The 12,685-nt window shown below is 59.0% G+C and carries 9 protein-coding genes and 1 tRNA gene; 4 read left to right on the plus strand and 6 right to left on the minus strand.

Translation table 11 applies throughout. From position 1 onward, the window contains the following. The first annotated feature begins 154 nt into the window (after window positions 1-154). Window positions 155-1,615: a phospholipase D-like domain-containing protein gene (locus QD336_RS20800; RefSeq protein WP_499172031.1), complete on the plus strand. Its 1,461-nt coding sequence runs from the start codon at window positions 155-157 to the stop codon at window positions 1,613-1,615. Window positions 1,616-1,664: 49 nt separating this feature from the next. Next, window positions 1,665-2,510 (plus strand): endonuclease/exonuclease/phosphatase family protein, encoded by an 846-nt coding sequence (locus tag QD336_RS20805; protein ID WP_269340209.1) that lies wholly within the window; start codon window positions 1,665-1,667, stop codon window positions 2,508-2,510. A 33-nt stretch (window positions 2,511-2,543) separates the two neighbouring features. Here QD336_RS20805 and QD336_RS20810 read toward each other — a convergent pair whose 3' ends face one another. The 4 genes from QD336_RS20810 to QD336_RS20825 form a co-directional block, all read right to left on the minus strand. Continuing rightward, on the minus strand, window positions 2,544-2,741 hold the full coding sequence (locus QD336_RS20810) for a hypothetical protein (RefSeq protein ID WP_269340210.1): 198 nt from the start codon (window positions 2,739-2,741) through the stop codon (window positions 2,544-2,546). Between the two features lie 291 nt (window positions 2,742-3,032). After that, window positions 3,033-6,227, minus strand: coding sequence for an efflux RND transporter permease subunit (locus tag QD336_RS20815; RefSeq protein WP_269340211.1), 3,195 nt, complete (start codon window positions 6,225-6,227; stop codon window positions 3,033-3,035). A gap of 130 nt (window positions 6,228-6,357) precedes the next feature. Continuing rightward, window positions 6,358-7,548: an efflux RND transporter periplasmic adaptor subunit gene (locus tag QD336_RS20820; protein WP_269340213.1), complete on the minus strand. Its 1,191-nt coding sequence runs from the start codon at window positions 7,546-7,548 to the stop codon at window positions 6,358-6,360. A gap of 118 nt (window positions 7,549-7,666) precedes the next feature. Further along, entirely contained in the window at window positions 7,667-8,473 is an 807-nt protein-coding gene (locus QD336_RS20825) for an alpha/beta hydrolase fold domain-containing protein (RefSeq protein WP_269340215.1), read from the minus strand. Window positions 8,474-8,721: 248 nt separating this feature from the next. On the opposite strand from QD336_RS20825, the gene QD336_RS20830 reads away from it, so the two are divergent. Next, on the plus strand, window positions 8,722-9,621 hold the full coding sequence (locus QD336_RS20830; protein ID WP_269340217.1) for a LysR family transcriptional regulator: 900 nt from the start codon (window positions 8,722-8,724) through the stop codon (window positions 9,619-9,621). 107 nt (window positions 9,622-9,728) lie between these two features. Here the strand turns inward: QD336_RS20830 and QD336_RS20835 are convergent, their stop codons facing one another. After that, on the minus strand, window positions 9,729-11,687 hold the full coding sequence (locus QD336_RS20835) for a methyl-accepting chemotaxis protein (protein WP_499172032.1): 1,959 nt from the start codon (window positions 11,685-11,687) through the stop codon (window positions 9,729-9,731). Between the two features lie 306 nt (window positions 11,688-11,993). Continuing rightward, window positions 11,994-12,068, minus strand: a tRNA-Gly gene (locus QD336_RS20840). A gap of 376 nt (window positions 12,069-12,444) precedes the next feature. On the opposite strand from QD336_RS20840, the gene QD336_RS20845 reads away from it, so the two are divergent. Further along, on the plus strand, window positions 12,445-12,666 hold the full coding sequence (locus tag QD336_RS20845; protein ID WP_269340219.1) for a hypothetical protein: 222 nt from the start codon (window positions 12,445-12,447) through the stop codon (window positions 12,664-12,666). Window positions 12,667-12,685 lie beyond the last annotated feature (19 nt).

Raw genomic sequence — 12,685 nt, forward strand, 5'->3', positions numbered from 1 at the left:
AAAGCGTGGGCGGGAAGCGCACGCGCCGCTTGCCCTCGCGTCCGCCCGCCGGGTCATCACGGCGGGACCGGTGAATTGCCTATCTTTTTGTTTACGCGTCCGCTTCTCCGAAAACCGCGTTACACTTTTCGGCCCGATGCCCTATAGTTGCATCATGCTCGACCTCGTCATCGCCTATTGGCCCCATATACTTGCCGTCCTTTCCATCTTGATGGGAACCGTGGCGGCCGTGCATGCCACGATGACGAAGGAAGAAGTCCGCTCGGCGCTCGGCTGGGTGGGCGTCATCGTGCTGTCACCCATCGTCGGTGCGGTGATTTATGCGATTGCCGGCATCAATCGCATTCGCCGGTCGAACATCACGCAGCAGCGCTCCTTCATGCTGGACGAGATCATGGATCGCGTGGCGCGCCTTGATGCCAGCAACGACATGATCGCCACGCGTTTCGGCCGCCGTTTCGAAGCGATGAAGACGCTGGGAGACCGGGTGACACGCCATGCGCTGACGACCGGCAACGGCATAGAGCCGCTGGTGACCGGTGATGTCGCCTATACCGCCATGCTGGAAGCGATCGGTGAAGCGAAGCGGTCGATCATTCTCGAAACATATATTTTCGACAATGACCGGATCGGCGCGCGTTTCGTCGCAGCGCTGGAAAGGGCGAAGCTGCGCGGCGTGGAGGTGAGGGTGCTCATCGATGCTGTGGGCGCTCGTTATTCGGTGCCGAGCATCCTGCCGACGTTGAGAGAAAAGGACATCGTCGCTGATGTCTTCAACGGCAATGTCATCATGGGGCTGCGGCTGCCCTATGCCAATCTGCGTACCCACCGCAAGATCCTGGTGGTGGACGGGCGCATCGCGTTCAGCGGCGGCATGAATATCCGCGAGGGCTTCACCCTGGAATTCGGCGGCGAAAAACAGTCGCACGACACGCATTTCAAGATTACCGGGCCGGTCGTCTCCGATTTTTTCTCCATCGCCGCGGAAGACTGGCGCTTCACGACGGGGGAAGTTCTGGACGCGCCGGTCTGGGATATTGCCATTCCCGACGGCGTACCGGGCTCTGAGATCGTCGCCCGCGTTTGCTCCTCTGGACCGGACAAGAGCATCGAGACCAGTCACAAGATGCTGATGGGTGCCTTTTCCGTCGCCCGTTCCTCCATTCTCATCATGTCGCCCTATTTTCTCCCCGATCGGGAGCTTATTTCGGCGCTCATAACCGCGGCGAGGCGGGGGGTGGTGGTCGATATCATCGTGCCGAAAAGCAACAATCTGGTGCTTGTGGACCGGGCGATGACGGCGCAATTCGACCAGATGCTGCAGAATTATTGCCGTATCTGGCGGGCGACGGGGGCTTTCAATCATTCCAAGCTTTTGGTGATCGACGAATGCTGGACCTATATCGGCTCTTCCAACCTCGATCCGCGTTCGTTGCGGCTGAACTTCGAGATCGACCTCGAGGTCATGGACGAGCCGTTCGCCACGATGATCGGGGAGCGCATCCGCGATGCACGGGCGACCGCAATACCCGTCCGGCTGAGCGAACTGAATGCGCGGCCATTCGTTGTCCGTTTTGTGGAGCGTGTCCTTTGGCTCGCTTCGCCCTATCTTTAGAGCGCCGTGCGTCCGAAAGGACGATGCGCCAGACCGGAGGCATTGACGCGTGAAGAAGAACGGCTTGCTGGATAACGAAAAAACGGCGCTGGCGAAGAATGCCAGCCTGCCGGCCTTCGTCATGCAGTCGCTGCGCGAGCGCCGCCAGCGGCAAAATGCGGTGCCGGCGATAAAAGACCATTCCTTTCCGGTCATCGCTTCCTACAATGTGCATAAATGTGTCGGCCGCGACCGCAAGTTCGATCCGGATCGCACCAGCCGTGTCATTCAGGAAATCGGAGCGGATATCATCGCCCTCCAGGAGGCAGACAGCCGTTTCGGCGAGCGCACTGGCCTGCTCGATCTTGCCCGGCTGGAACGGGAAAGCGGGCTCATCCCCGTGCCGGTGCAGGCCGGCGTGAAGGCGCATGGCTGGCACGGTAATGTCGTGCTGTTCAGGGAAGGGGCGGTGAGGGACGTTCATACGCTGAAATTGCCGGGGCTTGAGCCACGCGGCGCACTCGTCGTGGAGCTGGACCTGAAGAGTGGTGGCACGTTGCGGATCATCGCCGCCCATTTCGGCCTTCTCAGACATTCCCGCGCCCAGCAGGCCAAGGCGTTGGTCGGGCTTCTGGAAGCGCGCAACGAATGCGCGACCATCCTCATGGGAGACCTGAATGAATGGCGTCTCGGCAACGGTTCGTCGCTCAATACGTTCCGGGACGCTTTCGGCGGCCTGCCGCCGGCAGTGCCGAGTTTCCCGTCCAACCTGCCGGTGCTGGCGCTCGACAGGATCATTGCCAATCGCGAAGGGCTGATCGAGCAGGTGGAGGCGCATGACAGCGCATTGGCACGCATCGCCTCGGATCACCTGCCGCTGAAAGCCGCGATCCGGACCGATCTGCTTCCGGCCTGAGCCACTGCCGTATCCGGCGCGACTGGCAGTCCTTCACGCCGCCGTCAGGTAATCGCCGCGCGAACGGGCTTCGAGTAGCGACGTGCGGATGGCTTCCATCAGCCGCTCACGATTGTTCCTGGTCTTGCCCCTGTCCAGATTCTGCGCGGAAAGCGCGAGATCAAGACCCTCATGCATCACGATCGAATAGGCAACGGTGGTTGCCCAGTTTTCGTAATCCTGCTCCATCATGTCGCCCCTGAACTAAATCATTTAGTCCGAATCACCCCGTTCTTGGAAATTACCACAAAATACAAAGCATAAAATACCACTGTTTCTTTCCGAGCCAGTTGTTCGTTTCAGATATATTGGCTTTCATCATTTTTTATGCAGTGCAACATGGAGATGTTCTCTGCTTAAGCATTTGAAACGGATTCTATTTCAGCGACGTCGCATGAATGCCTCCAGCCATGAAAAACGCCGCGCATCGGGGGATGCGCGGCGGGCTTGCGTCGAAGGTGGCGGTGGATGGGAGGTGAGGCGTCAGCCGGCCTTTTCGAGCTTGTAGTCCGAATTGGCCGGTTCTTCCTGCTTGTGCTGGATGAGCGGGCGGTTGCCTGCGAGCTTCCGCACCAGCACGTAGAAGACCGGTGTCATGAAGATGCCGAAGAACGTCACGCCGATCATGCCGGAGAACACCGCGACACCCATGGCCGCGCGCATTTCCGCACCTGCACCGGTGGAGACGACCAGCGGCACCACGCCCATGATGAAGGCGAGCGAGGTCATCAGGATCGGGCGGAGACGAAGCCGGCTTGCCTCGATGGCCGCCTGAAGCGGCGTTCGTCCCTCGAATTCCAGTTCCCGGGCGAATTCCACGATCAGGATCGCGTTCTTCGCCGAGAGACCCACAAGGACGACAAGGCCGATCTGCGTAAAGATGTTGTTATCCCCTCCCGTCAGCCAGACGCCTGTGAGGGCCGCGAGCACACCGAGAGGTACGATCAGGATGATCGCGATCGGCAGCGTGAGGCTTTCATATTGCGCGGCGAGCACGAGATAGACGAGCAGCAGCGCCAGCGGGAAGACCACGATGCTGGAGTTACCGGCGAGGATCTGCTGATAGGTCAGGTCCGTCCACTCGTAATCGACACCGGCGGGCAGGGTTTCGGCAAGGATCTTCTCGATCGCCGCCTGTGCCTGTCCCGAGGAGAAGCCCGGTGCCGGTCCGCCATTGATATCGGCCGCAAGGAAGCCGTTATAACGGTTGGTGCGTTCCGGTCCCGTCGTGGCATCCACCTTCAGCAGAGTCGAAAGCGGGATCATCTGACCCGTTGCCGAACGCACCTTCAGGCGGCCGATATCTTCGGCATGGGCGCGGAACTGCGCATCTGCCTGCACACGCACGCTGTATGTCCGCCCGAAGGCGTTGAAGTCGTTGACATAAAGCGAGCCGAGATAGATCTGCAGCGTCTGGAAGACGTCGCTGACCGACACGCCGAGCTGTTCGGCCTTGGCGCGGTCGAGATCGGCGAAGAGTTGCGGCACGTTGATCTGGTAGCTGGAGAAGATACCCGCCAGCTCCGGCGTCTGGTATGCCTTGGCGATCACGGCTTTCGCCGCCTCGTCGAGCGTCTGGTAACCGTAACCGGCGCGGTCTTCGATCTGCAGCTTGAAGCCGCCCGTCTGGCCGAGACCGTTGACCGGCGGCGGCGGGAACATGGCGATGAAGGCATCCTGAATGCCGGCATATTTCTGGTTCAGCTGCATGGCGATGGCACCGCCGGACAGTTCCGGTGTCTTGCGCTTTTCGAAATCATCGAGAACCGCAAAGACGATGCCGGAATTGGAGCCGATGGTGAAGCCGTTGATCGACAGGCCGGGGAAGGCGATGGCGTGGCTGACGCCGGGCGTTTCCATGGCGATGTCGCTCATCCGCTTGATGACGCTTTCCGTGCGGTCGAGCGTCGCGCCGTCCGGAAGCTGGGCAAAACCGATCAGGTACTGCTTGTCCTGTGCCGGCACGAAGCCGCTCGGAACCGTGGTGAACATGCCATAGGTGGCGGCCACCAGTGCCATATAGACCAGCATCACTAGGCTCTTGCGCGTCACCAGCCCGCCGACGGTCTTGCCGTAGCCGTTCGAAGCCGCGCCGAAGGCACGGTTGAAGCCACGGAAGAACCAGCCGAAGATCTTGTCCATGAAGCGGGTGAGCCAGTCTTTCGGCGCACCGTGTTCCTTCAGCAGCAAGGCCGCAAGCGCGGGCGACAGCGTCAGCGAATTGATGGCCGAAATGACGGTGGAGATGGCGATCGTCAGTGCGAACTGCCGATAGAACTGGCCGGACAGACCGGAGATGAAGGCAAGCGGCACGAAGACCGCGACCAGAACCAGCGCAATCGCGATGATCGGTCCGGACACTTCACGCATCGCCTTATAGGTGGCGTCACGCGGCGAGAGCCCGTTTTCGATGTTTCGCTCGACGTTTTCGACGACCACGATCGCGTCATCCACCACGATGCCGATGGCGAGCACGAGCCCGAACAGCGTTAGCGCGTTGATGGAGAAACCGAAGGCATACATGACGGCGAAGGTGCCGATGATCGAGACCGGGACGGCGATCAGCGGGATGATCGAGGCGCGCCATGTCTGGAGAAAGAGGATGACGACAAGCACCACGAGGCCAACGGCCTCGAGGAGTGTATCGACAACCTTCTCGATGGAGGAGCGTACGAATTTCGTCGTATCGTAGACGATCTCGTATTTCACGCCATCCGGCATAGCCAGCTGCAGATTATCCATCGTGGCGCGGACATTGTCAGCGATTTCGATGGCGTTGGAACCGGGAGCCTGAAGCACGGCAACAGCCACGGCAGGTTCGCCGTCGAGCAGCGAGCGCAACGTGTAATCGGCGGCACCGAGTTCGATGCGGGCGACATCGCGCAGGCGGGTGATTTCGCCGTTGGCGCCGCTCTTGACGATGATGTTGCCGAATTCTTCCGGCGTTGTCAGACGGCCCTGGGCATTGACGTTGAGCTGCAGGTCCACACCATTCGGGCTTGGCGAAGCGCCGATGACACCGGCTGCCGCCTGCACGTTCTGCTGGCGGATGGCGTCGGAGACGTCGCTGGCGGCGAGGTCATGCTCGGCCACCTTCTGCGGATCAAGCCAGACGCGCATGGAATAGTCACCGGCGCCGAAGACCTGTACCTGGCCGACACCTTCGATGCGGGCAAGGCGATCCTTGACGTTCAGCGTCGCATAGTTGCGCAGATAGGTGATGTCATAGGCATCGGTCTTCGACACGAGGTTGACGACCATGATGAAGTCGGGCGAGCTCTTGACGGTGGTGATGCCGAGCGCGCGCACTTCCGAAGGCAGGCGCGGTTCGGCCTGCGACACGCGGTTCTGCACCAGCTGCTGCGCCTTGTCGGGATCGGTGCCGAGCTTGAAGGTGACGGTCAGCGTCAGCACGCCGTCCGATGTCGCCTGGCTCGCCATATAAAGCATGTCCTCGACGCCGTTGATCTGTTCTTCAAGCGGTGTCGCGACGGTTTCGGCAATAACGGTCGGGTTCGCGCCGGGATAGGTGGCGCGGACGACGACGGATGGCGGAACGACTTCCGGATATTCGGAAATCGGCAGGGCGCGCATGCCGAGTAGGCCTGCCACCACGATCAGGATCGACAACACGCCAGCGAATACCGGCCGGTCGACAAAAAATCTGGAAATATTCATATCCAGTCCCTCTCCGGGTCTTTGGGAATGCGAAGGCCGTTCCGGCGGCAATTCTGCCGCCGGTGAAGCCGGTTCTGTCTGAAGGGGCGTCTCGCGAAAGCGCGGGACGCTTATTGATCAAAGAGGCGGGTTACTGCGAGGCAGCAACCTTGTCTTCCGCCTGCGGTGCGATGGTGGCGCCGGGGCGGATGCGCTGCAGGCCGTTGACGACGATCGTATCACCGGCGGCAAGGCCGCTTTCGATGATGCGCTGGCCGTCAGCCGGAGCGCCGGGCTTGATCTGGCGGTAGCTCACCTTGTTTTCGGCATCGACCACGAAGACGAAGCGCTTGTCCTGATCCGTGCCGATGGCGCGATCGCTGATGACGATGCGGTTTTCCGGCTTCGGTTCGCCCATGCGCACCCGCACGAACTGGCCGGGGATCAGCCTGCCATCCGGATTGTCGAAGACGGCGCGGACACCGATGGTGCCGCTTGCCGAATCCACCTGGTTGTCGATCAGGTGCAGCGTGCCCTTGATCGGCGTGCCTTCATCCGAAAGCGTGCCGATTTCCACGGGGATCTGTTCCAGAGCGGGCAGGGCGCCATCGGTTTTCGGCAGTTCGGCGAGCGCCTTGGCTACCACGCCTTCGCTGGCGTTGAAGCTGGCATAGATCGGATTGACCGATACCAGCGTCGTCAGTGCCGGCGAGGTCGAGCCGGCGGCGACGAGGTTGCCGGCGGTGATCTCGATGCGGCCGACCCTGCCGGAAACCGGCGCGAGGATTTCGGTGTAGCCGAGATCAAGCTGGGCGGTGGTCAGTGCTGCGCGGGCGGCGCGAAGCTGGGCTTCGGCATCCGCAAACGAGCTCTGCCGCTGGTCGAGATCGCTCTGGGAGATGGTGCGATTATCGGAAAGCCGGCGGCCACGGTCGAGCTCCGTCTTTGCAAGGCTGACCTTGGCTTCGGCGGAAGCGACCTGTCCTTCAGCGCCTGCAACGGCAGCCTGATAGGGGGCGGGGTCGATGGTGAAGAGCGGGTCGCCTTCCTTGACGAGCGCGCCTTCACGGAAATGCACGGCCTTGATCTGGCCGGCGACACGCGAGCGAATCTGCACCCGGTCGACGGCTTCGAGACGGCCGGAAAATTCTTCCCAGCGCATCACGTCACGACTTTCCACCTTGGCGACGGTGACCGGGATCGCCGGCATTTCGGCAGGCGTGGAAGCGGCCGTTGCGTCGCGGCTGGTGGGGAGATCGAAAAACAATGCTGCGGCTGCAACGGACATGGCAAGCCCGATACCGGCACCCGTCAGGGCCCGGCGCTTGGTGTTCAGCGTCATGGGTTTCTCCTTGGCTCCTGATCAGGAGCAGGTCAGTTCATCTATCTCTTTGTTTTGTCACATGATCCGGACGTAAAACCGCTACGCACTTTTACTGGACATGCTCAAAATGCGGTATTCAGTGTCTCAACTGGTCAACGAAGGTCTTGAACTCCGAACAGACGGATGAGACCCATCCGCCGCCCTCTCCTTGATAAAGCCCCGTCCAGCCGACGCCGGCGGGGAAAACATGGCTCCGGACGCTGACACCCGAGGCGATGAGGCGGTCTCCATAATTGACCGTTTCGTCGCGCAGAGGGTCATCCTCGGCGGTAAAGATCAGCGCCGGCGCCACCCGGTTCAGCCGCGTGCACTGGCAGGGCGCGGCATAGGGGTGGAAAAACCCGCACGCCTTGGCAAGGTAATGGCTCCAGCCATCGGCCCAGCGCTGGCGCATGCCGATCCTGTCCGCGTTGCGGAAGGATTCCGTCGTCATCATCGGATCGATCATGGGCGACAGAAGAATCTGGCCTGCGAGTTTGCCCGGCATGCGGTCACGAGCCTTCAACGCAAGGCCCGCCGCCACATTACCACCAGCCTCTTCACCGGCCACGAACAGCAGCGATTTCGCGCCACCATAATGCTTGCGATCCCGGCTCAGATGGTCGAGCGCTTCGTAAGCGCAGTCAATGACCATCGGAAACTCATTGCCGGACGGCTTGCTGTAATCGGCTTCCACCACCACCGCGCCGCTTTCCGCAAGCGCGCGTGCCACCGGAAGCTCGGGGCAACTGCCGCCCGGTTCAAGACCGGGTTCCAGAAACGATCCGCCACGCAGGTAAAGCACGATAGGCGGATGGCTGCAGAGGCAGGAACCTTCATAACGGCGCACGGAAAGCTTCGACGCGGACGTCTCACTCCCCATATTTTCCCAATGCGCGTTCATGACTCCAGATCCTTTGCGCCGCCACTTAAAGCGTGTTGCGATCTTTCGGATACGCTCCTGCGCTTTAAGTTTTTATCTTGCCGCATGTCGTCACCGCAAAACCGCAACGCGCTTTTGCGCGACATGCTTAAGGCGGATCATATTGCAAAATCTGAAATCCATATTATTGTTCGGATCGAAACGATCAAGCATGCAAAATTGAAAACACTATTCCGAAATCACGGATAATCATATCTCCGAGGCAGTGAATGGATCAGCTCTCCGCCATGCGGGTTTTTACGCGGGTCGTGGAAACCGGCAATTTCAGCCGCGCCGCCACCGCGCTGAACATGCCGAAAACCACGGTTACCAATATGGTGCAGGCGCTCGAGGCGCATTTGCAGACCACGCTTCTCAACCGCACCACGCGGCGGGTGATGCTGACAACGGACGGCGCTCTCTATTATGAGCGGGCATCACAGATTTTATCGGAAATCGAAGAACTGGACGGCAGTATGTCCAGCGCACAGGTACAACCCTCTGGCCGGTTGCGGGTGGAAATGGCCGGTGTCTTTGCGGACTTGGTGGTTATCCCACATCTTTGCGAATTTTACCAGCGTTATCCGCAAATCCGTCTCGACCTCGGCGTTGGCGACCGTTTGGTCGACTATATCGCGGAAAATGTCGACTGTGCCCTGCGCGTGGGTGTGCTGCGCGATCAGTCGCTGATTGCCCGTAAAGTCGGCGAACTCCGGTTCGAGACCTTTGCCTCGCCAACCTACATCGAAAATTTCGGCATGCCGCGCGAGCCGGAGGATCTGGAGAAGGATCATTATTCGGTGGGCTATCTCAATGCCACCACCGGCCAGATCATGCCGGCCTCCTTTGACAATGGTGTGCGCAGCGTCGAACTGACCCCGAATTACGTCGTCTCGGTGAATGACAGCCGCACCTATCTCAATGCGGCTCTGGCCGGCATGGGCATCGTGCAGCTTCCCGTCTTCATGGTGAAGGATGCGCTTTCGCGCGGCGAACTGGTGCCGGTGCTTTCAGAATGGCGGCGCGAGGCCATGCCGATCTATGTGGTCTATCCGCAGACCCGGCATGTGACCAACAAGGTGCGCGTTTTTGTCGACTGGCTGGCGAAGCTGGTTCATGGGCTGGTGTGATGTTGCTTATATTTCCCGGTTATTCCGGCGGATAATCGTCCCACACAGCTCGGGTGGGACGATGAGAGACCCGGACAACATATCCGGGGGGCTTGTCAAAGGACGGATCAGAATTCGGCCCAGCTTTCTTCTTTCAAGGCTGTGGAGACACCGAGTGCGGCGGCCACCTGGCCGATCATGCGCCGCGCCGGGGATGGTCTCGGCTGTGCACCGTTCGTAACGCGCATCGGTGCCTGATGACGTTCGGTTCGAGCGGTACCGACGTTCAAGATTGTGCCATCCAGCCTGAACTCGCCGATGATCTGGCGGAGTTTCTCGGCATCGCCTGCGAGCGACGTGCTGGAAGCCTTTGCCCTTTCAACCATTCCAGCGTTTTGTTGGGTGACCTGGTCCATCTGGTTGACCGCGCTGTTCACTTCGGCCAGCCCGGCGGACTGTTCCCTTGCAGACGTCGCGATTGCGTCGAGATGCGTATTGATGGCGATGACGTGACCTTCAATAACCTGCAGGGCGTCACCGGTGGCGGTCACAAGTTTGACGCCGTTTTGAACCTCATCGGCGGAATTGCGGATAAGTTCCTTGATTTCCTTGGCGGCTTGTGCGGAGCGTTGCGCAAGTTCACGCACTTCCTGTGCAACAACCGCAAAGCCTTTGCCTGCCTCACCGGCACGGGCAGCCTCCACGCCCGCATTGAGTGCCAGAAGATTCGTCTGGAAGGCAATCTCGTCGATGACGCCGATGATGTTGGAAATCTGGCTGGAGGAGTTCTCGATACGCTTCATGGCGTCGACCGCACTTGCGACGACCTGGCCGGACGTTTGCGCTGACCTGTTCGCCTCAACCGCCACGACCCGCGCTTCTTCCGTCCGCTTTGTGGAATTATTGACGTTGCCGGTGATCTGGCCGAGTGCCGCCGCCGTTTCCTCCAGTGAGGCGGCTTGCGTTTCCGTGCGCCGCGACAGATCGCCGGCGCTGGTATTCAACTCGCGAGAGCCGTCATCGATAGCGGCCGTGACGTCGGCAACGGAAAGCAGCGTTTTGTTGAGCTGGCTTACGGCCATATTAAAGTCCGCTCGCAGGCTTTCGAAGTCTGCCGCGAAAGGCGTTGTCAGCTGGTAGGACAGATCGCCATCGGCCATATGTTTCAAACCCTCGGCCAGACCGCTCGTCGCTTCCGTCATTTCGGCGGCACGCTTGCGGTCCGTTTCGATGGTTTTTTGACGGTCCGATTCGGATTGGTCGCGCTCACGTGCCGCATCCGCTTCCAGCTGGCGGGCCTTCAGCTCGTTGTCCTTGAAGACCTGCACCGCCTTGGCCATCGTACCGACCTCGTCGCGCCGGTCCGTTCCATTCACATCGACGGCAAGGTCACCGTTGGAAAGCCTTTGCATCGTGCCGGCAAGTTTCTGCATCGGTGTGACCAGCCAGTTGCGGATCGCGAAATATCCGACGACGACGACGAGGAGGAAACCGAGGATGACCGCAGCGACGGTCACGAGCGCGGTCTGTTCGCTTGCCGCTGTCAGGGCACTGCTTTCTTTGTCGTTCCGGGCCGAAATTTCGGTGGCTATCTGCGTCAGTTTCGCACCGATTTTGGTGAAGATCGGCTGGCACTCCATGCCAAACGCCTTTTGCGATGCCAGTGCCTCATCCACATTTGATGCCGTTCTTCCCAGATGCCAGGCGTTTTTGCAGGTCACATTGTAGAGTGTCTGCGCTTCATTTTTGAGCAGGGGCAAACGGCCGTCATTCGGAGCCGAGGCAATGGCTCTGTCCATCAACTTCGCGAATTCGGTGAGGGTGGCTTTTACTTCAACTTCAGCGGCGGCATTGCCCTCTTCCGTAAAGGCAATCATCATATCTGCCAGGGCAGCGCGCCCATTCAACAGGGCATGGTTCGCAAGCGCCAGATTCAAGGCTGCCGTGCTTTCGTGCTTGATGAGGTCGCTATAGCTTTTATCGATCGTCTTGATCTGCACCGCGGAATAGGCGGCTATCAAGATTACGCAAAGACCGAACAGCGCAAACACAGTCAAAAACTTCGCAACAACAGGAAAATCTCTCATCGTGACAACTCCTATAAGGAAATTGATCCCTTCATGGGTTCTTTCTTGGCGTCATGCGCTTTGTCGTAAACTGATATACTTGGATAATTAAAGAATAATTATTGTTTATTAGCGATTTAATATTAAGTGTTTTGCTAAATTATTTAATCTATCAATAGTAATTCAAGCCGTGAGATGCATGTTTAATCATGCCACGCAAACTGGATTTGGGCAGCGGGACGGCCAATCCGGAGGCGACGATGGATAAAGACAAACCGTCGAGCCGAACCGAAAATTCGTGATATTTATCTGATTGTTTAGGAAAACTGGAGCGGGCGAAGGGATTTGAACCCTCGACCCCAACCTTGGCAAGGTTGTGCTCTACCCCTGAGCTACACCCGCTCAAATCCACCGGTCCGGGGTAGTTCGCTGAACCGTGGGCCACCGAAGCGGCGACGGGTGCTATATCGCTCAATCGTTTTTGGAATGCAACAGTTTCTTTTGCTGTTTCGGTGGAAATCCACCCTTTGGCGGAATTATCGGGAATGCCGGGGAAAGGATGGAGGCCGAACAGGGGTGCTCCGGGGGAAGATGTTGTTTCAATTTGTTTTTATCGCCCGAACCGGTAAGCCATAACTGACAGGTGGGCCAGAAAATAACCTATTTACATTTGGTTAAAATCTGATTCGACAAGTGATTCGTTCAGGTGTACAAATTTGATGTCCACGAAAAAAAGAAAACGATACTTGGCATATCATCATCATCGGGAGGATGAGCCTTGTCGTATGCAGCTTTTGAAAGAGTTGGCGCGCAGTTGTCGCCGGAGCAGATCAGCGATCTGCAGAATATTTTCGATGGCGTATGTTTCGAGTGCCTTCAAGATCGCAGCAGCCATGTCGCCAATGAGTGCGCAGCGGTTCTGATCCGCAGCGCCCAGCGCGGCATTCTCGACCATGAGATGCTGCGCGATATCGGGCTTGCCGTTCTGCGACGGCATTGACAATCCAATATGAAAAAAA

It is taken from the genome of Rhizobium sp. BR 250 (assembly GCF_047445855.1).
Taxonomy (GTDB): Bacteria; Pseudomonadota; Alphaproteobacteria; order Rhizobiales; family Rhizobiaceae; genus Agrobacterium; species Agrobacterium tumefaciens_I.

Excerpts from the sequence above, each read along its gene's own strand:
- QD336_RS20815 (WP_269340211.1), bottom strand. The coding sequence starts at position 6,227 with ATGAATATTTCCAGATTTTTTGTCGACCGGCCGGTATTCGCTGGCGTG.
- QD336_RS20830 (WP_269340217.1), top strand. The coding sequence starts at position 8,722 with ATGGATCAGCTCTCCGCCATGCGGGTTTTTACGCGGGTCGTGGAAACC.
- QD336_RS20825 (WP_269340215.1), bottom strand. The coding sequence starts at position 8,473 with ATGAACGCGCATTGGGAAAATATGGGGAGTGAGACGTCCGCGTCGAAG.
- QD336_RS20835 (WP_499172032.1), bottom strand. The coding sequence starts at position 11,687 with ATGAGAGATTTTCCTGTTGTTGCGAAGTTTTTGACTGTGTTTGCGCTG.
- QD336_RS20800 (WP_499172031.1), top strand. The coding sequence starts at position 155 with ATGCTCGACCTCGTCATCGCCTATTGGCCCCATATACTTGCCGTCCTT.
- QD336_RS20810 (WP_269340210.1), bottom strand. The coding sequence starts at position 2,741 with ATGATGGAGCAGGATTACGAAAACTGGGCAACCACCGTTGCCTATTCG.
- QD336_RS20820 (WP_269340213.1), bottom strand. The coding sequence starts at position 7,548 with ATGACGCTGAACACCAAGCGCCGGGCCCTGACGGGTGCCGGTATCGGG.